Source organism: Nocardioides sp. CCNWLW239, from assembly GCF_037137035.1.
In the GTDB taxonomy this organism is placed as follows: Bacteria; Actinomycetota; Actinomycetes; order Propionibacteriales; family Nocardioidaceae; genus Nocardioides.
This window is the reverse complement of the sequence record NZ_JBBBNW010000001.1, coordinates 193,866-216,140: the sequence shown is the minus strand read 5'-3', so window position 1 is coordinate 216,140 and position 22,275 is coordinate 193,866. Positions and strand designations below refer to the sequence as shown.

At 68.9% G+C, this 22,275-nt stretch carries 24 protein-coding genes; 15 read left to right on the top strand and 9 right to left on the bottom strand.

Going from position 1 to position 22,275, the window contains the following annotated elements:
* The first annotated feature begins 40 nt into the window (after nucleotides 1–40).
* The 4 genes from WBG06_RS01055 to WBG06_RS01040 are packed head-to-tail and all read left to right on the top strand — an operon-like array spanning nucleotide 41 to nucleotide 3,688.
* Nucleotides 41–682: an ABC transporter permease gene (locus WBG06_RS01055; RefSeq protein ID WP_336734246.1), complete on the top strand. Its 642-nt coding sequence runs from the start codon at nucleotides 41–43 to the stop codon at nucleotides 680–682.
* The gene (locus WBG06_RS01050; protein WP_336734244.1) at nucleotides 682–1,911 is read left to right on the top strand and encodes an ABC transporter ATP-binding protein; all 1,230 of its coding nucleotides are present in this window, start codon (nucleotides 682–684) and stop codon (nucleotides 1,909–1,911) included. Before WBG06_RS01055 ends, WBG06_RS01050 begins: the two co-directional genes overlap by 1 nt.
* Nucleotides 1,908–2,702: an ABC transporter permease gene (locus WBG06_RS01045; RefSeq protein WP_336734242.1), complete on the top strand. Its 795-nt coding sequence runs from the start codon at nucleotides 1,908–1,910 to the stop codon at nucleotides 2,700–2,702. The genes WBG06_RS01050 and WBG06_RS01045 overlap by 4 nt, the downstream gene beginning before the upstream one ends.
* Nucleotides 2,702–3,688 carry a glycine betaine ABC transporter substrate-binding protein gene (locus WBG06_RS01040; RefSeq protein WP_336734241.1) on the top strand — a complete coding sequence of 329 codons (987 nt, stop codon included), beginning with the start codon at nucleotides 2,702–2,704 and terminating at the stop codon, nucleotides 3,686–3,688. The genes WBG06_RS01045 and WBG06_RS01040 overlap by 1 nt, the downstream gene beginning before the upstream one ends.
* Before the next feature lie 4 nt (nucleotides 3,689–3,692).
* On the opposite strand, the gene WBG06_RS01035 is transcribed toward WBG06_RS01040, so the two are convergent.
* Nucleotides 3,693–4,079: a nuclear transport factor 2 family protein gene (locus tag WBG06_RS01035; protein ID WP_336734239.1), complete on the bottom strand. Its 387-nt coding sequence runs from the start codon at nucleotides 4,077–4,079 to the stop codon at nucleotides 3,693–3,695.
* Nucleotides 4,080–4,167: 88 nt separating this feature from the next.
* Between WBG06_RS01035 and WBG06_RS01030 the strand changes: the two genes are divergently transcribed.
* From WBG06_RS01030 to WBG06_RS01020, 3 genes are read left to right on the top strand one after another with little or no spacing between them, the layout of a single operon-like run.
* Nucleotides 4,168–5,712 carry a nitrilase-related carbon-nitrogen hydrolase gene (locus WBG06_RS01030; RefSeq protein WP_336734237.1) on the top strand — a complete coding sequence of 515 codons (1,545 nt, stop codon included), beginning with the start codon at nucleotides 4,168–4,170 and terminating at the stop codon, nucleotides 5,710–5,712.
* 11 nt (nucleotides 5,713–5,723) lie between these two features.
* Entirely contained in the window at nucleotides 5,724–6,869 is a 1,146-nt protein-coding gene (locus tag WBG06_RS01025; protein ID WP_336734235.1) for a sensor histidine kinase, read from the top strand.
* Entirely contained in the window at nucleotides 6,866–7,516 is a 651-nt protein-coding gene (locus WBG06_RS01020) for a response regulator transcription factor (RefSeq protein ID WP_336734233.1), read from the top strand. The genes WBG06_RS01025 and WBG06_RS01020 overlap by 4 nt, the downstream gene beginning before the upstream one ends.
* On the opposite strand, the gene WBG06_RS01015 is transcribed toward WBG06_RS01020, so the two are convergent.
* Nucleotides 7,455–7,880, bottom strand: coding sequence for a hypothetical protein (locus tag WBG06_RS01015; RefSeq protein WP_336734231.1), 426 nt, complete (start codon nucleotides 7,878–7,880; stop codon nucleotides 7,455–7,457). The genes WBG06_RS01020 and WBG06_RS01015 overlap by 62 nt on opposite strands.
* A 113-nt stretch (nucleotides 7,881–7,993) precedes the next feature.
* Between WBG06_RS01015 and WBG06_RS01010 the strand changes: the two genes are divergently transcribed.
* Entirely contained in the window at nucleotides 7,994–8,536 is a 543-nt protein-coding gene (locus WBG06_RS01010; RefSeq protein WP_336734229.1) for a DoxX family protein, read from the top strand.
* A 5-nt stretch (nucleotides 8,537–8,541) separates the two neighbouring features.
* On the opposite strand, the gene WBG06_RS01005 is transcribed toward WBG06_RS01010, so the two are convergent.
* The 3 genes from WBG06_RS01005 to WBG06_RS00995 form a co-directional block, all read right to left on the bottom strand.
* Complete coding sequence (locus tag WBG06_RS01005; protein ID WP_336734227.1) at nucleotides 8,542–8,736, bottom strand: hypothetical protein; 195 nt, start codon at nucleotides 8,734–8,736, stop codon at nucleotides 8,542–8,544.
* The gene (locus WBG06_RS01000; protein ID WP_336734224.1) at nucleotides 8,733–9,365 is read right to left on the bottom strand and encodes a GntR family transcriptional regulator; all 633 of its coding nucleotides are present in this window, start codon (nucleotides 9,363–9,365) and stop codon (nucleotides 8,733–8,735) included. Before WBG06_RS01000 ends, WBG06_RS01005 begins: the two co-directional genes overlap by 4 nt.
* A gap of 163 nt (nucleotides 9,366–9,528) precedes the next feature.
* The gene (locus WBG06_RS00995) at nucleotides 9,529–10,893 is read right to left on the bottom strand and encodes an MFS transporter (RefSeq protein WP_336734222.1); all 1,365 of its coding nucleotides are present in this window, start codon (nucleotides 10,891–10,893) and stop codon (nucleotides 9,529–9,531) included.
* Nucleotides 10,894–11,165: 272 nt separating this feature from the next.
* Here WBG06_RS00995 and WBG06_RS00990 point away from each other — a divergent pair, with 272 nt between their 5' ends.
* Genes WBG06_RS00990 through WBG06_RS00980 form a run of 3 tightly spaced genes read left to right on the top strand, consistent with a single transcriptional unit; the run spans nucleotide 11,166 to nucleotide 13,443 of the window.
* Nucleotides 11,166–12,080, top strand: coding sequence for a glucosyl-3-phosphoglycerate synthase (locus WBG06_RS00990; protein WP_336734220.1), 915 nt, complete (start codon nucleotides 11,166–11,168; stop codon nucleotides 12,078–12,080).
* On the top strand, nucleotides 12,080–12,940 hold the full coding sequence (folP, locus tag WBG06_RS00985; protein WP_336734219.1) for a dihydropteroate synthase: 861 nt from the start codon (nucleotides 12,080–12,082) through the stop codon (nucleotides 12,938–12,940). The genes WBG06_RS00990 and folP overlap by 1 nt, the downstream gene beginning before the upstream one ends.
* Complete coding sequence (locus WBG06_RS00980; protein ID WP_336734218.1) at nucleotides 12,937–13,443, top strand: hypothetical protein; 507 nt, start codon at nucleotides 12,937–12,939, stop codon at nucleotides 13,441–13,443. Before folP ends, WBG06_RS00980 begins: the two co-directional genes overlap by 4 nt.
* 53 nt (nucleotides 13,444–13,496) lie before the next feature.
* On the opposite strand, the gene WBG06_RS00975 is transcribed toward WBG06_RS00980, so the two are convergent.
* A complete protein-coding gene (locus tag WBG06_RS00975; protein ID WP_336734216.1) occupies nucleotides 13,497–14,111 on the bottom strand; it encodes a TetR/AcrR family transcriptional regulator in 615 nt (204 codons plus the stop codon).
* Nucleotides 14,112–14,221: 110 nt separating this feature from the next.
* Between WBG06_RS00975 and WBG06_RS00970 the strand changes: the two genes are divergently transcribed.
* Entirely contained in the window at nucleotides 14,222–15,214 is a 993-nt protein-coding gene (locus WBG06_RS00970) for a hypothetical protein (protein WP_336734214.1), read from the top strand.
* A 10-nt stretch (nucleotides 15,215–15,224) separates the two neighbouring features.
* Nucleotides 15,225–16,064, top strand: a complete 840-nt coding sequence (locus WBG06_RS00965; RefSeq protein WP_336734212.1) for a CHAD domain-containing protein — start codon at nucleotides 15,225–15,227, stop codon at nucleotides 16,062–16,064.
* 23 nt (nucleotides 16,065–16,087) lie between these two features.
* Here the strand turns inward: WBG06_RS00965 and vanX are convergent, their stop codons facing one another.
* From vanX to WBG06_RS00950, 3 genes are read right to left on the bottom strand one after another with little or no spacing between them, the layout of a single operon-like run.
* Nucleotides 16,088–16,708 carry a D-Ala-D-Ala dipeptidase VanX gene (gene vanX / locus WBG06_RS00960; RefSeq protein ID WP_336734209.1) on the bottom strand — a complete coding sequence of 207 codons (621 nt, stop codon included), beginning with the start codon at nucleotides 16,706–16,708 and terminating at the stop codon, nucleotides 16,088–16,090.
* Complete coding sequence (vanA, locus tag WBG06_RS00955; protein ID WP_336734207.1) at nucleotides 16,705–17,799, bottom strand: D-alanine--(R)-lactate ligase; 1,095 nt, start codon at nucleotides 17,797–17,799, stop codon at nucleotides 16,705–16,707. The genes vanX and vanA overlap by 4 nt, the downstream gene beginning before the upstream one ends.
* On the bottom strand, nucleotides 17,792–18,718 hold the full coding sequence (locus WBG06_RS00950; RefSeq protein ID WP_336735635.1) for a D-isomer specific 2-hydroxyacid dehydrogenase family protein: 927 nt from the start codon (nucleotides 18,716–18,718) through the stop codon (nucleotides 17,792–17,794). Before WBG06_RS00950 ends, vanA begins: the two co-directional genes overlap by 8 nt.
* A gap of 254 nt (nucleotides 18,719–18,972) precedes the next feature.
* Here WBG06_RS00950 and WBG06_RS00945 point away from each other — a divergent pair, with 254 nt between their 5' ends.
* Entirely contained in the window at nucleotides 18,973–20,316 is a 1,344-nt protein-coding gene (locus WBG06_RS00945; RefSeq protein ID WP_336734205.1) for a UDP-N-acetylmuramoyl-tripeptide--D-alanyl-D-alanine ligase, read from the top strand.
* A 58-nt stretch (nucleotides 20,317–20,374) separates the two neighbouring features.
* Nucleotides 20,375–22,267: an alkyl/aryl-sulfatase gene (locus WBG06_RS00940; RefSeq protein WP_336734203.1), complete on the top strand. Its 1,893-nt coding sequence runs from the start codon at nucleotides 20,375–20,377 to the stop codon at nucleotides 22,265–22,267.
* The last annotated feature ends 8 nt before the right edge of the window (nucleotides 22,268–22,275 follow it).

Genomic DNA, 22,275 nt, shown 5'->3' with positions numbered 1-22,275 from the left:
TTCGAACATGAGGCGAATGGTCGTGGAGGAGTGTTGAGACGTGTGGGAATTCATCGAGGAACGGCATCGACAGATCCTTTACGACGGATTTCAACACGTCTATCTGGTCGTGCTGGCGGTCGTCGCGGCGACGTTCATCGCCGTCCTCGTCGCGATGCTGGTCACCAAGATCCCGCGCCTGAGCGGCGTCACCAACATGCTCAGTGCGATCGGTCTGACCATCCCCGGCTTCGCCTTGGTCGGGCTGCTGATGCCGGCCACCGGCATCGGTAACACCACGGCCTTCATCTGCGTCTGCTTCTACGCCGTGCTGCCGATCCTGCGTAACGCGGTCGTCGGCCTCCAGGGGGTCGAGCCGGTGCTGCTCGAGTCGGCTCGCGGCATGGGCATGGGGGAGGCCGCGGTCATGGCCCGCGTACGCCTCCCGCTGGCGTGGCCGGTGATCCTCGCTGGCATCCGGGTCTCGCTGCAGATGTCCATGGGCGTCGCGGCGATCGCGGCGTACGTTCTCGGCCCGGGGCTGGGGAGCTACATCTTCAGCGGCCTTGCCCAGATCGGCGGCAAGAACGCCCTCAACTACGCGCTGGTCGGGACGCTCGGCGTCGTCGTACTGGCGTTGATCCTCGACCTGTTGCTCGTGCTCGTCGGGCGCGTGACCATTCCGAAGGGAATCCGAGTCTGATGACCACCACACCTGCACCCACCCCCAACGACGCCAGCGCGGCCAGCGAGGTCAGCGGCATCGAGATCGAGCTCGACGAGGTGACGAAGCGGTATCCCGGCCAGAAGGCGGCCGCCGTCGACTCGTTGAGCCTGACCGTGCCGGCCGGCGAGATGGTCATGTTCGTCGGGCCGTCCGGATGCGGCAAGACCACCTCGCTGAAAATGATCAACCGGCTGATCAAACCCACCTCCGGCACGATCCGGCTCGGTGGCGAGGACATCTCGGGCCGCAGCTCCGACGAGCTGCGCCGCCACATCGGCTACGTCATCCAGGGCGGTTCGCTCTTCCCGCACATGACGGTCGCGACCAACATCGCGATCGTGCCGAGGCTGCTGGGCTGGAACAAGTCACGGATCGCCGAGCGCGTCGACGAGCTGCTCGACCTCGTCGGTCTCGAGCCCGGTCGCTATCGCGACCGCTATCCGCGTGAGCTCTCCGGCGGTCAGCAGCAGCGGGTCGGCGTGGCGCGCGGACTCGCGGCTGATCCGCCCGTGATCCTGATGGACGAGCCGTTCGGCGCGGTCGACCCGATCACCAGGCAACGGCTCCAGGACGAGCTGCTCGGCATCCAGCGCGAGCTGCACAAGACGATCGTCATGGTCACCCACGACATCGACGAGGCGATCAAGCTCGGCGACCGGGTGCTGATCCTCCAAGAGGGTGGGCACATCGCGCAGTACGACACCCCTGAGAGGATCCTCGCCGCCCCCGCCAACGACTTCGTGGACGACTTCGTCGGCTCGGGTGCGGCGCTCAAGCAGCTCACGCTGTCCCGGGTCAGCGAGATCGACCTTCAGGAGACGACCACTGCCACGGTCGGCGGATCCAGCGCGGAGGCTGTCGCCCGCGCCAAGGCCGCCGGCGACAGCAGCGTGGTGATCCTCGACTCCCGGCGGCGGCCGGTCGCCTGGCGGTTCCTGCGGGAGCTCGCCCGCCACGAGACGATCCAGGACGGGGACCGCGAGAAGCTGGTGACCCTGGACGAGCGCTCGACCCTCAACGACGCCCTCGATGTCATGCTCGCCTCGAGCTTCGGCGGCGGGATCGTCTGCGACGCCCGCGACCAATACCTCGGGGTGGTCTTCTTCGACAGCGTCACCGACCACATGCGTACGGTGGAGCGGGCGGTCGCCAGCGAGGTGGCCGCCGAGGAAGCGGCAGCCGAGACCGGGCAGGTCGGGGCATGACCACCCTGGACCAGACCGCTGTCACCCCCGGCAAGACCGTACGCCGCTCCCGGCTGCGGCCTGCCGGCGGTGAGAGCGCCGCCATGCTGACGGTGCTGCCGATCATGGTCGCCGTGCTCTTCGTCGGCTACGTGATCTGGCGCCAGACAGCCGACCTGGACTCGATCGAGGAGTCCACGCTGGCCTGGGGCGCGATCCTGGAGCAGCTTCGCGACCACGTCGTGATCACCCTGGTCTCTTCAGCCATCGTGGTCCTCATCGCGGTCCCGCTGGGCATCCTGCTGACCCGCGGCCGGGCCAGGGCGATCGCCCCGGCCGTCGTCGCCTTCGCCAACGCCGGCCAAGCGGCGCCCGCGATCGGGCTGATCGTGCTGCTGGCGATCTGGCTGGGCTTCGGCTTCTGGACCGGCGTACTCGGGCTCGTCATCTACGGGCTGTTGCCGGTGCTGCGCAACACCATCACCGGGCTGCAGGGTGTGGACCCGACCTTGGTGGAGGCGGGCCGCGGTATCGGGATGTCCGCATCCCAGGTCCTGCTGCGTGTCGAGCTCCCGCTCGCGCTGCCGGTGATCATGGCCGGCATCCGTACCGCCTTGGTGCTCGTCGTCGGCACCGCCGCCTTGGTGACCTTCATCGGCGCCGGAGGCCTCGGCGGCGCGTTGACCTCCGGGATCAACCTCTTCCGGTTCCCGGTCATGGTCTCCGCGGCCCTGTTGATCGCACTGTTGGCGCTCCTGATCGAGTGGGTGGGCCGCGTGCTCGAGACCGTCCTCCGGCCGAAGGGGATCTGATGAGGCTCAAGCGACTCACCCTGGCGATCACCACTGCAGTCGTCGCGGTCGCCCTGTCCGGGTGCAGCATCGGGCTGGGCACCGCAGGCGGTCTCACCAGGTCCGGCGCGCTGACCGGCCCCGTCGAGGGGATCGACCTCGGTGAGGCCAGCTTCTCGGTCGGCTCGAAGAACTTCACCGAGCAGATCCTGCTCGGCAAGATGACGGTGATCCTGCTCAAGTCTGCCGGCGCCGAGGTCCAGGACCTCACCAACATCCCGGGCAGTGCGGCCTCCCGCGAAGCCCAGCTGGCCGGCCAGGTGGAGATCACCTGGGAATACACCGGCACCGCCTGGCTGACCTACCTCAACAACGCCAAGCCGATCCCGGACGAGCGGAAGCAGTACATCGCCACCCGTGACGCCGACCTGCGTGAGAACGACCTGGTCTGGCTCCCGCCCGCGCCCTTGAACAACACCTACACCATGGCGATCAGTGCGGAGAGCGCGAAGAAATACGGCATCACGAAGCTCTCGGAGATGAGCAAGGTGCCGCCGGCGGAGCGTACGTTCTGCGTCGAGTCGGAGTTCACCAACCGGCCTGACGGGCTGGAAGGGATGCTCGAGACCTACGGCCTGCCGTTGGGCAGTCCTCAGGGGATCCCGAGGAAGAACCTGCGTACGCTGCAGACGGGCGCGATCTACGATGCGACCGCCAAGGGGCAGTGCACCTTCGGTGAGGTCTTCACCACCGACGGCCGCATCGAAGCACTCGACCTGACTGCGCTGGAGGACGACCGCAGCTTCTTCCCCAAGTACAACGCCTCGCTCGTCGTGCCCGAGCCGCTGCTGGACAAGCATCCCGAGATCGCTGACCTGTTCGAGCCGGTGGCGGCGAAGCTGACCAACGAGGTCATCGCCGGGCTCAACGCGGAGGTCGACGTCGAGGGCCGCGACCCGGCCGAGGTCGCCTGGGAGTGGCTCGTCGAGGAGGACCTCGTCCGCTGACCGCTCAGCCTGCGGAAGCGGCCGCCTTGATCTCCTCGAACTGTGCCCCCATCCGGGCGGCGAGGGCCTCGGCGGCCCGCAGCGGGCGGACCATCACCTTGAAGTCGACGATCCGCCCGTTCTCGTCGTAGGTGAGGAAGTCGCAGCCGTTGAGCTCCAGGCCGTCGACCTTGGCGGTGAACTCGTAGGCGTGATGGGCGCCGTCGTGGATCTCGCGGACGTAGGTGAAGTCCTCGAACACCTTCACCACGGCGCGCAGGATCGCGGCGGTGATCGCCCGTCCCGGGTAGGGCTTGAACGCCACCGGGCTGGTGAACACGACGTCCTCGGCGAGCATCGCCTCCACGGCGTCCATGTCCTTGGCCTCGATCGCCTCACGGAAGGTGGTCATCTGGGTCTTCCTCCTGGGTCTGTGGTCGCGGTCGGTTCGGTCCTGCGGACCGATGTCGCGGCCTGCGTACGCTCCTAGCGTCGTCACCATGATGCCGACAGCCACCAGAGCTCTGGTGAACGACTCCGAGATCCGACTGCGAACAGCCTGGATCCCACTCCTGACCGGGGCGCTGCTGCTGCCCTTCGCCCAGCTGCAGACCACCGTGCCGGTGGCGGCCTGGTTGGCGCCGGTCCTCCTGCTCCGGTTCGTCCGGACCGCCCGGGCGCGCGTGTGGATCCCCACGATGATCCTGGTCACCTGCACCGCGATGACCATCTCCCTGCGAGGTGTCTTCGAGGGGGCCGAGGTGCTGGTCGTGGGTCTCACCGGTGCCTTCAGCGTCCTCCCGTTCGTCGTCGACCGGTTGGTCGCCCGCCGGCTTCGTGGACTGATCGCGACGCTCGTCTTCCCGGCGGCGGCCGTCCTCACCGAGTGGCTGATCAGCCTCACCGGCCTGGGGACGCTGGGGTCACCGGCCAACACGTTCGTCGTGGACGCCGGTCTGCGCCAGGTGGTGGCGGTGACCGGGATCTGGGGAGTGACCTTCGTGGTCTACTGGGTCGCCTCGGCGGCGAACGAGGTCTGGGCGAGGGGCCTGAGGAGCGACTCAGCGCGGCGCGTTCTGCTCCCGGCGGTGGCGCTCGCGCTGATCGTCATCGCTGCCGGTCAGGTGCGGATCGCCTTCGACCGACCCTCGTCCGGCGCCGCGTCGGACACTGTCCGGGTGGCGGCTCTCGCTGCCGACCGCAGCCTGACCGATGCCATGGACGCCCCGAGCCTGCCAGACGTCGCTGCTGGTGGAGTGCAGGTTCGCCGGTCCGCGAGGGCAGAGTTCGCCCCGGCCGCCGACGAGCTGCTGGAGCGTACGACCCGGGTGGCTCGCAGCGGCGCCAAGATCGTGGTGTGGGCGGAGGCGGCCGTCTTCGTCCTGGACGAGGACTCGGCGGCCCTGATCAACCGGGCCCGTGAGGTGGCTCGTGCCGAGGGCATCTATCTGCAGGTCGGCACCGTGGTGGTCCGCCGGACGCAGACCTACCCGTTCGCGGAGAACCACGCGGTGATGATCGGACCGGACGGCGAGGTGGTCTGGGACTACCTCAAGACCGTGCACCCGTTCGGCGACAACCAGGTCTATGAGCCGGGCCCCGGCACGGTGCCGACGGTCTCCACGCCCTACGGGGTGCTCTCCACGGTGATCTGCTACGACGCCGACTTCCCGGCGTTGGTGCGGCAGGCCGGACGAGCAGGTGCCGACATCCTGCTGGTCCCTGCCAACGACTGGCAGCCGATCGACACCATGCACGCCCAGGCCGCGACGTACCGGGCGGTCGAGAACGGACTCTCGCTGGTGCGGCCGACCGGGGGCGGGCAGTCGACCATCGTGAACCACCTGGGGGAGACGCTGGCATCCGGCGACTACTACAGCACCGAGCGGGTCACGGTGACTGCCGACGTACCGGTCCGGGGGTCCGCCGTCGTCTATCCGTTCGTGGGTGAGGCACTGGTGCTGGTGTCCGCGCTCGGGCTGGCTATGCTCACGGCGCTCGCGCTCGTTCGCCGACGTTCGGCGTCGCCCGCGGAACAGGAGTGACTGCTGTGGCCATGCCGACCTTGGATGGGCGCACCTCCCGTCTGCTCGAGCTGTCCAGCTACGGCGCGCTCGTGGTGATGGGAACGCTCGGGACCCTCGGTCTGCCCGACGCCGGTCGCCGGTTGGTGGCGGTGGGGCTGTGCCTGTTGGTCGTCGTGGTGACGGCCGTCGGCCCGAGGATGGCGTCGACCACCGCCGGCAGGATCACCACGTTCTCGATCCGTACGGCGCTGATCACCGGCCTGGTGCTGCTCGGCTCGGAGGACTACGCGTCCTTCGTGTTCCTCTTCTTCGTGCTCAGCGTCCACGTTCCGCTGATCTTCGGCGATCGTGCCTCCGTGGTGTGGATCGCGCTGTTCTGGATCATCTCCAGCCTCGCCTCGGTCGTGGCGGACGCCGACAACGCCTGGTTCGCGGTGGTCTTCAACCTCGGTGTCTTCCCGCTGTGCGGGCTGTTCGGCTACACCCTGCGCCGCATGGCGCAGGCGCGGAGCGAGGGTGAGGACGCGCTCGCCCGGCTGCGCGAGGCCCAGGACCAGCTGCAGCGGCTGGCCGTCACCCAGGAGCGCAACCGGCTCTCCCGCGACCTCCACGACAGCGTCAAGCAGCGGGTCTTCGCGCTGAGCATGCAGCTCGGGACCGCGAAGGTGCTGCTCGACCAGGAGCCCGAGCGTGCCCGGGAGGCGATCGATCACGCCGAACGGCTCGCCCGCCAGGCCGGTTCGGAGCTCAACCTGGTCATCCAGGAGCTGAGGCCGGTCGATCTGGAGGACCGGGGACTCCCGGAGGCGCTGCGTGGCTACGCCCGGGACTGGTCCGGGCAGAGCGGGATCCGTGCCGAGGTCACGGTCATCGGCGACATGCCCGAGATGCCCGAGGTCGAGTACGCCTTGCTGCGGATCGCTCAGGAGGCGATGGCCAACACCGCCCGGCACAGCCGGGCGACCTCGGTGCGGCTCGAGCTGAGGGCGGACGCCGATGCCGTCGCCCTGTCGATCGTCGACGACGGAACGGGATTCGAGCCTCACCGGTCCGGCGGTGGGATCGGTCTCGCCTCGATGCGCGAACGCGCCGAGGCGCTGGGCGGCGAGCTGATCCTGGACAGCGCTCCGGGAGGCGGAGCCTCGGTCACCGTACGGATGGGAGCCCCACGATGACGCAGATCTCCGTCCTCCTCGTCGACGATCACCAGATCGTCAGGCAAGGCGTACGCGCATTCCTCTCGACCCAGCCGGACCTGCTCGTCGTCGGCGATGCCGGGACGGGCGAGGAGGGGGTCGCGCTCGCGGCCGAGCTCGCCCCCGACGTCGTGCTGCTCGACCTGATCATGGACGGGATGGACGGCGTCGACGCGACCAGGCTGATCAAGAAGGCCAGTCCCGGGAGCCAGGTGGTCATCCTCACCTCCTACGACGATGACGCGAACATCTTCCCGGCGCTACGGGCCGGGGCGCTGTCATACGTGCTCAAGGACATCGGTTCCGAGGCGCTCGCCGACGCGATCCGCAGCGCTGCCCGGGGTGATGCGGTGCTGCACCCGCGCGTCGCGCGGCGGGTGGTCGACGAGCTGCGGGGCGGCCGTGACCGGCCGGGCCAGGCGATCAGTGCTCTGACCGACCGGGAGCTCGAGGTGGTCCGGCTGGTGGCCTCCGGCCTGACGAACAGCCAGCTCGCCGAGCGACTGGTGCTGAGCGAGAAGACCGTCAAGGGTCATGTCAGCAACGTGCTCGGCAAGCTGCAGCTCAACGATCGGACCCAGCTGGCCGTGCTGGCGTGGCGAGAGGGGATCGTCCGCCGCGGCTGAGGGCGTACCCGAGCGCGATCCCGATGGCCGCAGGGACGAGGACGAGCCCCGCCACGAAGGGCGTCAGATACTGCAGGTCGCTCAGCAGGACCGCAGTGTCCCGGCCTTCCGAGAACCAGATCTTGAGCGGGCCGCTGAGACCGACGGCCAGGGCGACGACCGCCCAGCGCACGAACACGGGCGGCAGGGTGGTCGCGTGGTAGCCGTCCCACAGGCCCCAGACTCCGGAGACGACGAGCAGCGCCGCGAAGTAGATCAGGCCGGACCCGATGTCGGCGTCCTCGCTGGGGAAGAGGTTGATGACCACGATCGTGTACAGGGCGCTGGCGCCGAGGATCGCGACGAGGCGTACGAGGAGCTTCATGTCCTCAGCCTCTCCCATCCGGCTCCGGGCCGCATGAGTGCGGATACTCATCCGGGCCGTCAAGGCCTGTCACAGCCGCCGTGGCGCCGGTGTATGGATGAGCTGCCGGGTTCGTGGCCTTCTTCGTGCTCGCGATCGGTGCGCACCTCAGGGTGGGGGACCGCAGCCTGGGCCGCGCCGTCACCGGCCTCGCGCTGGCGCTGGCGACGCTCGTCGTCACCGGGATGTGGGCGGTGGCACAGGGCGATCCCGGCGGGGTCGTGTCGACGTACGTCCGGGACGTTCCGGAGCCGTGGTGGCCCATCGTGCTGCTCGCGGTGGTGCAGCTCGGCGACGCGGCGATGTGCTTCAAGCCGGTCGACTTCATCGCCCGCTGCTTCACCGACGTCGGGCTGCCGCGGGCGCTGTGGCCGGTGATGCCGTGGATCAAGGTCGCCGCCGGCACCGGCCCGGTCGCCGGGCTGTGGGTGCCGTACGTCGGGGCGCTGACCAGTGCGGCGCTGGTGGTCTACTTCGTGCTCGCCGTCTCGGCCCACGTCCGCGCCCGGGACCCTTCGACAGGCGCAGGACATCGCATCGGCCGCAACCTGTTCCTCAACGCCACGGTGTCCCTGGTCGCATGCGTGGCGGTCTTCGTGCTCTGCTTCCTGCGGTGAGCCGGCTATCCCCGCTCCGCACGGCTCGGGTCGCTCACGTAGTCGAGGAGGTCGGCGGCGGTCGAGGTGTAACGGTCGACCTCCTCGCCGCTGTCACACCTGCACAGCACGACGGTCACCTCGTCGGCACGCGGCCAGATCGCCTCCCAGGTCGCGCCGGCCTCCTCCCAGCGGAGCAGTCGTTCGAGGTCGCGTGTCATCGTCGGATCAGACGCCGAAGCGTCTCGTCCAGGTGCTCCTCGACGCGCAGGAGCGTGAGCCTCACGTCGCCGGCCTCGATGGCGGCGACGATCTGGTTGTGCTCCTCGACCAGCTGGAGAGGCTGCTGGTAGGTGCTCTCCCACGCGGTCAGGCACATCCGCGCCTCGACGATCAGGGTCTGGTGCATCCGGGCCAGGCGCCGGCTGCCGGAGCTCTGCACCAGCACGTCGTGGAAGTGGAAGTCGGCGTCGCGCAGAGCGTCCGGATCACCGAGCCCGAGGGTGCTGGTCATCACCTCGCAGGCTGTCCGGAGGTCCCGCAGTGCGGCGGGGACGCGTGCGCGGGCGACCATCATGGCGGCGGCTCCCTCGACGGCGGTCCTGGCCGCGTAGACGTCTCGGATGTCGGCCTCGTCGAGCTCGATCACGAAGAGCCCGCGGTTGGGCTCGCTGCGAAGCAGTCCTTCCTGGACCAGGCGCTGCATCGCCTCACGCAACGGACCCCGGCTGACGCCGAACTGGCTCGAGAGAGCCGTCTCGCTCAGCTGGGCGCCGGGCCGGAGGGTGTGCTCCATGATCGCCGTACGCAGCTGGCGTGCGATGACCGCGGCCGTCGACTCTCGGTGCACGGGTTCGAAGCTCGATGTCACTGTCAACGTGGTCTCCGATGGACTACCGAGAACGTGTGGTTGTCGACAATCATCCTAGGCGGTCGGAGGGCACCGGGAGGCCGATCGCGAGCGGGCCGGGCGCGCGTACGGCTGCCCGGCCCGCTCGGTCCGGGACCGTCGGTCAGACGGTCCTGTCCAGCTCGGCGAGCTCCGCCTCGGACTCCGGCGTACCCGGGATCTCGGTGCCCCGGATCGACTTGCCCGCAGTCTCGACGACGAAGAACAGCGCGATCAGGCCGACCACGGATCCGGCGATCATGTAGTAGGCGGGCATCAGCAGGTTTCCGGTGGCACCGATCAGCGCGTTGTTGACGTACAGAGCCGTGCCACCGAAGGCGGCGGTGGAGATGTTGTAGCCGATCGCCATTCCGCCGTAGCGCACCTGCGAGGGGAACATCGCGGGGAAGGTCGCCGAGATGGTCGCCAGCTGGGCGACATAGACGATTCCCAGCACCGTGAATCCCACGACGGCCGGCCAGAACCCCTGGCCGATCAGGAGGAACATCGGGACCGACAGCACGATCAGACCGATGAAGGAGCCACCCCACAACGGCTTGCGACCGATCTTGTCCGAGAGTGCTCCCGCGAGCGGCAGGAAGATCAGCATCGCGACCTGACCGAAGATGACCAGCAGGTCGGCGTCGGTGCTGCTGAAGCCGGCCTCCTCCTGCAGGTAGGTCGCCATGTAGGCCAGCAGGGTGTAGTTGGCGATGTTGAGCGCGGCGACCAGACCGATCAGCGTCAGGATCGGTTTCCAGAAGAGGGCGAAGAGGTCCTTCAGCGCCGCACCGGCGCCGCTCTCGACGGCGTCCTGCGTCTCGAGCTCCTGGAAGACCGGCGTCTCCTCGAGCTTGGTCCGGATGTAGAGCCCGATGAGGCCGATCGGACCGCCGATCAGGAACGGGATACGCCAGCCCCACTCGGTCATCGCCGCTTGGCCGATGATCGACTCGGTGGTGAAGACGACCGCGATCGCAGCGGTGAAGCCGACGATCGTGCCGAACTCCAGGAAGCTGCCGTAGAACCCGCGCTTCTTGTCGGGCGCGCACTCGGCCATGTAGGTCGCAGCGCCGCCGTACTCACCGCCGGTCGAGAATCCTTGGATCACCCGGAGCGCCACGAGCAGGACCACGGCCCAGATGCCGACCGAGTCGTAGGTGGGGAGCAGACCGACGCAGAACGTGGCTGCCGCCATCAGGATGATGGTCATCGCGAGGACGCGCTGGCGCCCGATACGGTCGCCGAGCGGACCCCAGAAGATGCCGCCGAGCGGTCGCAGGATGAAGGAGATCGCAAACGTCAGCGCCGTGCCGGCGAAGCCCTGTTCGGGGAAGAAGTTGGCGGTGATCTCCGTGGCGACGTAGGCGAAAGCGCCGTAGTCGAACCACTCGGTCGCATTGCCGACCGCTGAGCCGGTGATCGCTCTGCGGAGCTTTGACTTGTCGGGTTCTGTCTCGTCGGAGGGGATGGTTGGGGTTCCTGACATTTCTTCTCACCTATTCGGTGTGATTGATGGCTGGGGACCGCTCTTGACCCGCAGTGTCGACGTTAGGTTTGTCAACAATTTGCGTCACGTTAGCGCTATCTGTTCGCCCTGGCCAGGGCGCGCTGAAGGTGGCGCGGGGTGTGACGGGAGGATTGTGCAAAGCCTCGACGCTACCTCACGCGCGCTCCGGCGCCCGGCCGGGGGAGGCGGCTGGGAGCCGAATCGATCGGGTATCGGAAGGGCTTCCATGATTCCGTCGATAGGGTTTGAACATGTCTTGGTCGGAGTGCAACACCCATCACTGGGACGACTGGTCGCTGGCCGAGCTCGTCGAGGCCAAGCAGGGGCAACGGGTCAGCCTCGTGGTGCCTGCGCGCAACGAGGCCGCGACCGTCGGTGACCTGGTCAGCACGCTGCGCAACAGCCTGATGGAGACCTCCGACCTGGTGGACGAGCTCGTCGTCATCGACTCCGACTCCTCCGACGACACCGCGCGAATCGCCTCGGACGCCGGCGCCGACGTCTATGCCTCGGCCGCGATCCGACCGGACCTCGGTTCCTACCCCGGCAAGGGCGAGGCGATGTGGAAGTCGCAGTTCGTGACGACCGGCGATCTCATCGTCTTCATGGACGCCGACCTGACCGACTGGGACACCCATTTCGTACGCGGCCTGGTCGGCCCACTGGTCACCGACCCGACGATCGAGCTGGTCAAGGGCTTCTACCGGCGCCCGGGCGAGCACGGTCTCGACGGTGGCCGCGTCACCGAGCTCGTCGCCCGGCCGTTGCTGGCGCTCCACCGCCGGCCGCTGCGAGACCTGATCCAGCCGCTGGCGGGGGAGTGGTCGATCCGGCGCTCGCTGTTCGAGCGGCTGCGGGTCCCTGTCGGCTACGGCGTCGAGCTCGCGGCCCTCGTCGACACCCTCGACACCCGCGGGATGGACGCGATCGCCCAGGTCGATCTCGGACAACGCGACCACAGCCACCAGGACCTCTTCGACCTCGGTCTGATGGCGACGCAGATCGTGGGCATGATGTCGCGACGCCTCGGCACCGGTCCGGCGGGCGACGACGTCGAGATGCGGCAGTACATCCCGATCGACGGATCCACGAAGGTGGTCGACCGGACCGTGAGCCTTCTGGAGCGGCCGCCGTTGCGCGACGGCGCGGGCGGTATGGTCGCCTGATGCTGCGTCTGGGACGACATGAGTTCGGTGACGACGACACGCTGATGATGGCCATCGTCAACCGCACCCCCGACTCGTTCTTCGACAAGGGTGCGACCTGGGCCGAGGACGCGGCCTTCGAACGCGTACGGCTGGTGGCATCCCAAGGTGCCGAGATCGTCGACATCGGCGGGATCAAGGCAGCTCCGGGAGCCGAGATCGGTGCCGCCGAGGAGAAGTCCCGGGTGGTCGACTTCGTCGCCCGCGTACGCGAGGAGTTCCCCCGTCTGGTCATCTCGGTCGACACCTGGCGCGCCGAGGTCGGCGACGCGGTGTGCGCCGCCGGCGCCGACCTGATCAACGACGCCTGGGGCGGTGCGGACCCGGAGCTCGTCGACGTCGCCGCTGCCCATGGCGCCGCGATCGTGTGCACCCACACCGGCGGCGTGACGCCACGGACGCGGCCCTATCGCATCGAGTACGACGATGTCGTCCGGGCCGCGATCGACGACACCCTCGGCTATGCCCAGCGCGCCCTGGACGCCGGCGTCGCCAAGGACTCGATCGTGATCGACCCGGCCCACGACTTCGGGAAGAACACCTTTCACTCCCTCGAGATCACCCGCCGCCTCGACGAGATGGTCGCGACGGGCTGGCCGGTGCTGGTCTCGCTCTCCAACAAGGACTTCGTGGGAGAGACGCTCGACCGACCGGTCGGCGATCGTCTCCTCGGCACCCTCGCCGCGACCTCGGTCTGCGCCCTGGCGGGCGCCCGGATCTACCGCGTCCACCAGGTGCCGGAGACCCGGCAGACCGTCGACATGGTCTGGACGATCGCCGGACGTCGGAATCCCGCACGAGCGATCAGGGGGCTGCAGTGACGAGAGTGGCGCTGGTCCCGGGATGCCTCGCCCTGCTGCCGGAGTACGCCTCGCTCGACGACCCCGTCGCCGAGCTCCGCGCTGCCTGCCTGGCCGCGGTGGCCTGGCTGGGCGAGGACGTACGCGTGATCGCCGGTGCGCAGGGCGCCCGGGTCGCCTCCGCGCTGCTCGCCGAGGTCGGCGCGGCCCCCGTGAGCAGCGGCGAGGCGGCCTACCTCGTCGTCGGCAACGGCTCGGCCTGCCGCAGCGAGAAGGCGCCCGGGCATCTCGACCCCCGGGCGGCCGGGTTCGACGACCGGCTGGGGAGATCCTTGGTGGAGCCCGACGCCGACGCGCTGGGTGCGCTCGACCTCGGCCTGGCCGAGGAGCTCTGGGCCGACGTCGCGCCGATCGTCGAGGCCGCCGACCTGCTCCGCCGGGTCGAGACCGTAGCGGTCGACTACGACTCCGACCCTTACGGGGTTCGTTACTGGGTGGCGCGTTGGGAGGGGAATGTGGGGTAGTCCGGGAGCCAACTGCCTATTACTCGCCAGTAAATGGGCAGTTCGCTCCCGGACTACCCCGACGTGCCGAGCAGGTCGTTCAACCCCGCGGCGTACGTCGACGGAGTGACGTCGCCCATCACGACCCGCTGCAGGATGAAGCCCGGAAGCATTCCCGTCAGCACCATGGCGACTCGGTCTGGGTCGGCGTCCTTGCGGAGCAGGCCCGATCCGATGGCTGACTCGGCGTAGCGGCGCCAGGCGGCCCGGATGCCGCGGGCCTCGGGGGCCATCAGGGCGAGGAACTCGTCGTCGCGAGCCGCTTCGGCCCAGGTCTGCAGGGCGATCCGAGGCAGGTCGATGCCGAGCTGGCCCGAGAAGTCCAGTAGATGCTGGGTGGCGGCTTCGAGCGCTTGCCCGGGCGGGGGAGGGGTCTCGCTCGAGCCGGCCTCGGGGGTGAGGCGGTCGATCGCGTCCTTGACGCCGGTCACCCCGGAGGACGCGATCGCGTGGATGATCTCGTGCTTGCCGCGGAAGTAGGTGTAGACCGAGCCCGCAGACAGGCCCGACTCCTCGATGACAGCGGCCATCGTCGTCTTGTGGAAGCCGTCGCGCTCCACGCAGCGCAGCGTGGCCGCGATGATCTGCTGACGCTTCTCGGTGCGGTGCTCGTCGCTGACCTTGGGCATGCTACGAAGCGTACCTCAAAAGAAAACGAATGCTCGTTCTTGATAATTCGGAGCAGGAGGAGGAGAGTGATGCCAAAGAGAATGAACATTCGTTTTTTAAGGAGCCAGTCATGTCCACATCAGTGAAAGCGGTGATCGGGGTCAGCCTCGGTCTCGTCACCCTGCTCACGTTGCTCATCTCGGCGTTCGCCTGGCCCGCCAGCGAGATCGGGCCCCGATCGCTGCCGCTGGTCGTCGCGGGGCCCGAGGCCGCGGTCAGCCAGGTGGAGACCCAGCTCGCCGCCGCCATGGGGGAGGACGCCTTCGAGGTCACCGCTGTCGCGGACCGCGACGAGGCTGTCGAGACGATCGAGGACCGGGAGGCGTACGGCGCGATCGTGGTCGGCCCTCAGGGTCAGGAGGTGCTGGTCGCCTCCGCCGCCAGTCCCAACGTCGCCCAGCAGCTCACCCAGATGGCTGCCGCGATGGGCGCCGAGACCGGCGCCGAGCCCACGGTCACCGATGTCGTGCCGAGTGCGGAGGACGACCCGCGCGGTGTCGTCTTCGGTGCGGCGGCGCTGCCGTTGGTGATCGGCGGCATCATGGCCGGCGCGATCACCTCGCTGGTGCTGACCCGCACCCGTGACCGGGTCGCGGCGGCCTTCCTGATCGCGATCGGTGGAGGTCTTGCGATGACCGGGGTCGTGCAGGGCTGGCTCGGCGCACTGGAGGGCAGCTACCTCGCCAACGCCGGCGTCGTGGCCCTTGGCATCCTGGCCGTCGCGCTCCCGATCGTCGGCCTGCGGCATCTCATCGGCCCGGCCGGTGTCGGCATCGTCGCGCTGCTCGTCCTCCTGGTCGGCAACCCGCTCTCCGGGATCACGTCCGCGCCGGAGATGGTGCCGTTCGGATGGCTCGGTCAGATGATGCCTCCGGGGGCGGCCGGATCGGCCCTGCGCGGCTTCTCCTTCTTCGACGGCGCCGGGACCACCACGCCGCTGATCGTCCTCGCCTGCTGGGCCGGGATCGGACTGCTCCTGACTGTGCTGCCGCACCGGGAGAAGGACGGTGCTGAGGCCGAGGTCGCCGAGACGGAGCGTGACCTCGACGCCGTGGCACGGTAGTAATGGAGGGATGAGTCATCCACACGAGCCGGTCGGTGAGTGGTGGCGCGACCAGGTGGCCGCGCTCCACCGCTGGGGCCGGCTCGTGCTGCGTGCGGAGGACGACTCCGTCCACCAGATGCGGGTGACGGTACGCAGGTTGCGCAGCGTCCTGGCGACCTACCGTCCGTTCCTCGACCCGGACCGGGCCGAGCCGCTGCGCGAGGAGCTGACGTGGCTCGCCGACCTCCTCGGAGACGTACGCGACGCCGAGGTGCTCCGCAGGCGGCTGCGGCGGTGGGCGGCCGTCCACGGTCCGGGTCCGACCGGTGTGGACGCGCTGCGTACGGCGCTCGCTGACCGCCAGGCCCAGGCGAGCGACCGGCTGCTTCCGGAGCTCGACGGAGACCGCTACCGCGCGCTGATCGCCGCCCTCGCCTACGGTCTGCCCTGGTCGAGCAAGCTGCCGGGCAGAAAGGCGCTCCGCAAGCGGCTCCGCCGTGGCTGGCGCCGGATGGCGGCCGCGGCCGACGCTGCGAACCAGGCCACCGACCCCGGTGAACGCCGCAGACAGCTGCACGAGGTGCGCAAGCGGGCCAAGCGGGTCCGCTACGCCGCCGAGTCGGTGAGCGAGGTCTTCGGCAAGGACGCCGACCGGCTCTCGAGGGCCGCCCGGTCGATCCAGTCGGTCCTCGGCGACCTCAACGACGCGGCTGTCATGATCCAGACCATCGCTCTGGTCCCGGAACCCGACGACGCGATCCGTGATCTCCTGGCCGCCGAGGAGACCGCGGCCGCCGACGCCGAGGAACGGTTCGCCTCCGTCTGGAAGAAGGCGAACCGTTCGAAGATCCGCAGCTGGCTCGGCTAGTTCACCGTGCGCGCGCTCCCGGTCTATCCGACCGGAAAGGTGAAGTAGGTGTCCGGGTAGGGCTCCTCGATCAGGGAGTAGTGCCACCACTCGTTCTGGTAACGGCTGAACCCGCACGACTCCATCACCGAGCACAGGTGCGATCGGTTGCGGGCCGCGACCTCCGAGACACCCGCCGCGCCATGGTGGGAGATCTCGTCCATCAGGTCGTGGTCGCCGCCCATGTCCAGCAGCTCGCCCGAGGCCAAGGAGAAGAGGGTCAGGTCGACGGTGCTGCCACGGCTGTGACCGGACTGCGTGGCGACGTACCCCTTCTCGAACATCTCCGCACGGGTGATCGCGGGATAGTGGATGCGCTTGCGCGCGTCTTCTGCGTCCGTGGCCGGCGACTCCTCGGCCCAGCGCAGGAAGGCGTCGACGGCGCGCTGGGGGCGGTAGCCGTCCCACAGCAGGATCCCGAACCCGAGCGCTGCCGCCCGGTCCCGGGCGAGGGCGAGCGCGGCGCACAGCTCGTGGGTCCCGACGATCCGGTTCACCTGGTAGCCGTCGACCGGCTTACCGGTGAAGTTGTCCCAGGTGGCGTACTTGCTGTCCCAGCGGATGCCGGGCACCAGCTCGTCGACGAACGCGAAGCCGTCCCTCATCGGGCCGCGCTCTCCGACATCGCGCCCTCCGATGTCGTGCCTTCCGATGTTTCCGCCAGCGCCAGGGTGATCGCGCGGTCGAGGAAGTCGGTCATCGAGATCCCCGCCGCGGCCATCATCCGCGGGTAGCGGCTGTAGGAGGTGAGTCCGGGCAGGGTGTTGACCTCGTTGAGGACCACCGACCCGTCGGACTTGAGGAACATGTCGACCCGCGCCAGACCGCGGCAGCCCAGTGCTTGGTAGACCTGCTGTGCGCTCTCCTTGACGAGCTCCTGCGCGTCAGCGGGGATGTCGGCGGGCACGATGAAGGTGGCGTTCTCCGAGCCGGTCTCGGGGGCGTCCTCCTGGTGGATCTTGAAGAAGCCGTGAGAGAGCGCAACGTGGTCGACCTCGCCGGTGACCAGCTCGGACCCGTTGCCGAGGATCGCACAGCCGATCTCCTCGGCCACGACTCCCTCCTCGATGAGCACCTTGTCGTCGTACTGGCGCGCGGTGGCGATCGCCTCGTCCAGCTCCGCGGCCGAGGTCACCTTGCTGACCCCGAACGACGACCCGGAGCGGGCCGGCTTCACGAAGACCGGATAGGGGAGTACGCCGGGATCGCCGAGAGTCTGCACAGTGTCGCCCGGGAAGAGGGTCCAGAACGTCGGCGTCGGGACACCGGCCTCGGCGACGACCGTGTAGGCCAGCGACTTGTCCATGCACAGCGCCGAGCTCTGCACGTCGCAGCCGACATACGGGATCCCGGAGAGCTCGAAGAGGCCCTGGATCGCGCCGTCCTCGCCGAGCTTTCCGTGCAGGACCGGGAGCACGACGTCGAGCCGGATGGTCTCGTAGGTGCCCTCGTCCAGGACGAGCAGCCCGTGGACGCTGCGGTCGGGGGAGAGCACGACCGGACGGTGCGCGCCGTCCTCCCAGCTCGGCTCGGGCCCGTCACACAGCCGCCAGTCACCGCTCTTGGTGATGCCGATCCAGTAGGCCTCGTACGTGTCGGTGTCGAGGTGCTTGGCGACCTCCTGCGCCGACTTCACCGAGACGGGGTGCTCCTCGAAGACGCCGCCGAAGATGATGCCGACCTTGAGCTTAGACATGCTGAAACCTGCTTTCGAATTCACGACAGTTGAGGATGGAGTTCTCGACCGTGTCCCTGAGGGCATGGTCGGTGAAGTAGGCGATATGAGGGCTGACCAGCACGTTCGGCATCTCTTGCAGCCGCGCCAGCCAGTCGTTGGGGATCTCGCGCCCCCGGAGATCGGCGTAGAAGATGCCCTCCTCGCCCTCGACGACGTCCAGGGCCGCGCCGCCCAGCCGGCCGTCCTCGAGGGCATCGATCAGCGCCGGTGTCTCGATGAGCGCGCCTCGACCGGTGTTGATGACGTACGCGCCAGGGCGCATCACGTCGATGCGGCGCCGGTCGAGCAGATGGTGCGACTCCTCGCTGAGCGGGGTGTGGAGGCTGACGACGTCGCTGCGCTCGACGAGCGTGTCGAGATCGACGTGCTCGGCGCCGTCCGTGGCCGGGCGGGGGCGGAGGTCATGGGCGAGGACGTCGCAGCCGAAGCCACGCAGCCGCTCGATCACCGCCGTGCCGATCCGACCGGTCCCGATCACACCGACGGTGAGGTCGCGCAGCTCGCGTCCCCGGCTGGCCGCCAGGCGGTAGTCGTGGGCGTCCGTGCGCCGGATCGTCGCCTTCGCCTGGCGGATCGCCATGAGCATCAGCATCACGGTGTAGTCGGCGACCGAGTCGGGTGAATAGAAGACGTTCCCGATTGTTATCCCGATGCTCGCCGCGAAGTCGGCATCGATGTGGTCGACACCCACGCTTCGCGTCGAGATATAACGTATCCCGCGCTTTTCCAGCGCGAGGAGAGTCGCGTTCGATATCGGTGCCTTGTGGCTGACGCTGATGCACCGGTCGCCGCGGGCGAGGTCAGCGTTGTCCTCGGTGACAGGCTCGGTCGTCATCGTCAGAGAGACCCCGTGGGCTGGTGCCAGGGAGTCGAAAATGCGCCTCTCATCAGGGGCGCAGCCGAAGACCGTGATCCCGGTCGTCGGCGAGATCGCGGTGTGCGCCATCGGCTCGGTCGGTGCCGTCAGGGTGGGCTCGTGGTAGATCATCGCTGCCAGCAAACCGCAGCGGCAGTTGCTGCCCCGTATGGAATTTCCGATATGCCGACGATAAGTTATCGTCCGCATATCGATAAGCGCATACGTGGTGGCAACAGGCGAATTCGAACACTGATGGGATGATTCCCCTCAGCTTGGACGAAATAGCCTCGTTGGTCGGCGGAAAGGTGGTCGGCGACGGCTCCGTGACGGTGACTGCGCCCGCCGTGATCGACGGCCGCGAGGCCGACCCCGGTGGCCTCTTCGTCGCGTTCGCGGGCGAGCACACCGACGGCCATGACTACGCACTGCAGGCGGCCGAGGCCGGAGCCGTCGCCGTGCTCGGCTCGCGGGCGACCGCGCTGCCGACCGTCGTCGTCGACGACGCGCAGGCCGCGCTCCAGCGCCTGGCCACCCACGTCGTCGCGCTCCTGCGCGATGACCTGACCGTGATCGCGGTCACCGGGTCCCAGGGCAAGACCAGCACCAAGGACATGATCGAGGCGGTGCTCTCGACCGCGGCACCGACCGTCGCGACCTCGGGCTCGTTCAACAACGAGCTCGGCGTACCTCTCACGATGCTGCGCGCCGACGCGACCACGAGGTTCCTGGTCCTGGAGATGGGTGCCCGGCACGTCGGTGACATCGCCGAGCTGACCGGCCTGGTCGCTCCCGACGTCGCCGTCGTCACCAACGTCGGCCGGGCCCATCTGGGTGAGTTCGGGTCGCGCGAGGCGATCGCTGTCGCCAAGAGCGAGATCGTGCGAGGGCTGGCGAGCGGGGGCACGGCCGTCCTCCACGCCGACGACCCACGGGTGCTCGCGATGGCTGAGCTCACCGACGGCCCGGTGCTGTCCTTCGGGACTGCCGAGCAGGCGAGCGTACGTGTCCACGACCTCGCCCTGGACCGTCTCGGCCGGCCCACCTTCACCCTTCACCATGCCGAGACCGAGACCGAGGCCGCTGTCGCGCTTCCGTTCATCGGTGCCCACTGGGGGCTCAACGCCGCTGCGGCCGCGGCGGCCGGTCTCGCCGCCGGCGTGCCCCTCGAGCGGGCCGCGACCGCGTTGAGCACCGCCTCGATCTCGAAGTGGCGGATGGAGCTGCGTTCGCTGGCCTGCGGCGCGACGCTGATCGACGACTCCTACAACGCCAATCCCGAGTCCACCCGTGCCGGCCTGGACGCGCTGGCCTCCGTCGACGCCGAGCGCCGCATCGCCGTGCTCGGCGAGATGCTCGAGCTCGGCGAGGCGAGCCGCGACGCGCACCTCGAGATCGGGACGTACGCAGCCACCCGGGCCGATCTGGTGGTCGCCATCGGCGAGGCCGCCGCCCTCATCGCAGTCGGAGCCGGAGCCAAGGCCGTATCCCTCCCGGACAACGCCGCGGCGATCGACTGGTTGCGAGACCACCTGTCCTTCGGCGACGTCGTGCTCGTCAAGGGTTCCCGCGGCGCTCGACTCGATCAGGTCGCCGCGGCGCTCGTCCAGCAGCTCTAGCCGGATCCCACCGGTTTCGGGTGAGGCGACGCGATCCTGGCCCCATGAGCGTCGGAGCATGACTGCAACCCCTCGTGACGCCACCGCCGCCATCGCCGAGCAGCAGCGTGCGCTTCTGGAGCGCCTGCCGTTCTCGGACACCCAGGACTTCGACGACGCCAACCGGGGACTCGTCGGACGTCGTGAACCGAACGCGGTCACAGCCGAGGACGGCCGGGTGGTGTGGGACAACGACACCTACGGCTTCATCACCGGCGACGCCCCGGACACGGTCAACCCCAGCCTGTGGCGGCAGTCGACGCTGGTCGCGACCGACGGGCTCTTCGAGGTGGTCCCGGGCCTCTACCAGGTGCGTGGACTGGACCTGTCGAACATCAGCTTCGTCGAGGGCGAGACCGGGGTGATCGTGATCGACCCGCTCATCTCGACCGAGACCGCCGCGGCCGCGCTCGCGCTCTACCGCGAGCACCGTGGCGACCGGCCGGTGACCGGGGTCATCTACACCCACTGCCACGTGGACCACTTCGGCGGTGTCAAGGGTGTCATCACCCAGGAGGACGTCGACTCGGGCCGGGTTCCCGTGGTCGCGCCCGAGGGATTCGTCGAGCACGCCGTCGCGGAGAACGTCTACGCCGGCACCGCGATGGGACGACGCGCCGGTTACATGTACGGAGCGGCGCTCCCACGCAGCACCCAGGGAGCGCTCGGAGCCGGGCTCGGCCAGACCACCTCGACCGGCACCGTGACGCTGATCCCGCCCACGCTCGAGATCACCACCACCGGTCAGGAGGAGGTCATCGACGGCGTCCGGATCGTCTTCCAGATGGCGCCGGGCACCGAGGCTCCTGCGGAGATCCTGTTCTACTTCCCGGACCTCAAGGCGCTGTGCACGGCCGAGGACGCGACGCACACCCTGCACAACCTCCTCACCCTGCGTGGTGCGGTGGTCCGTGACCCGCACGTGTGGTCGAAATACCTCACCGAGACGATCGACCTGTTCGGTGGCGACGTCGAGGTCGCCTTCGCCTCCCACCACTGGCCGACGTGGGGCAAAGAGCGGGTGGTCGACTTCCTCTCGCTGCAGCGCGACCTCTACGCCTACCTGCACGACCAGACGCTCCGGATGCTCAACAAGGGCCTGATCGGATCGGAGATCGCCGAGCAGATCACCCTGCCGCCCGCCCTCGAGAACGCCTGGTCCACCCGCGGCTACTACGGCTCGGTGAGCCACAACGTGAAGGCGATCTACCAGCGCTACCTCGGCTGGTTCGACGGGAACCCCGCCCACCTGTGGGAGCACACGCCCGTCGAGAAGGCCACGCGGTACGTCGCACTCGGTGGCGGCGCGGACGCCGTCGTCGCGAACGGTCAGGCGGCCTACGACGAGGGTGACTACCGCTGGGCGGCGGAGGTTCTCAGTCACGTGGTGTTCGCCGAGCCGGACCACGCCGCGGCGCGGGAGCTGCTGGCCGACACGCTCGAGCAGCTCGGCTACGGCTCGGAGAACGGCACCTGGCGCAACTTCTACCTCTCCGGCGCCTACGAGCTGCGCAACGGCTCGTTCGGCACCCCCACGGTGACCGCGTCGCCCGACATGGTCGCCCAGCTCAGCCCCGAGATGCTCTTCGACGCCATGGCCATCCAGGTCAACGGCCCCGCGGCATGGGACGAGAAGCTCAGCATCGACGTGGTGATCACCGACACCGACGAGCGTTACCGTCTGCGGCTCGCCAACGGCGTGCTGACCTACAGCGCTGCGCCGCAGGCCGGCGACGCCGACGCGACGCTCACGGCCAAGCGGCACAGCCTCCCGGCTCTGGCCGTGGGCACGCCTACCCCCGAACGACTGGCTCAGGCGGGCATCGAGGTCACCGGCGACGGTTCCGTGCTGCAGCGGCTGACGAGCGTGCTCGACCCGGGCGACCCCGACTTCGCCATCGTCACGCCCTGACCGACACC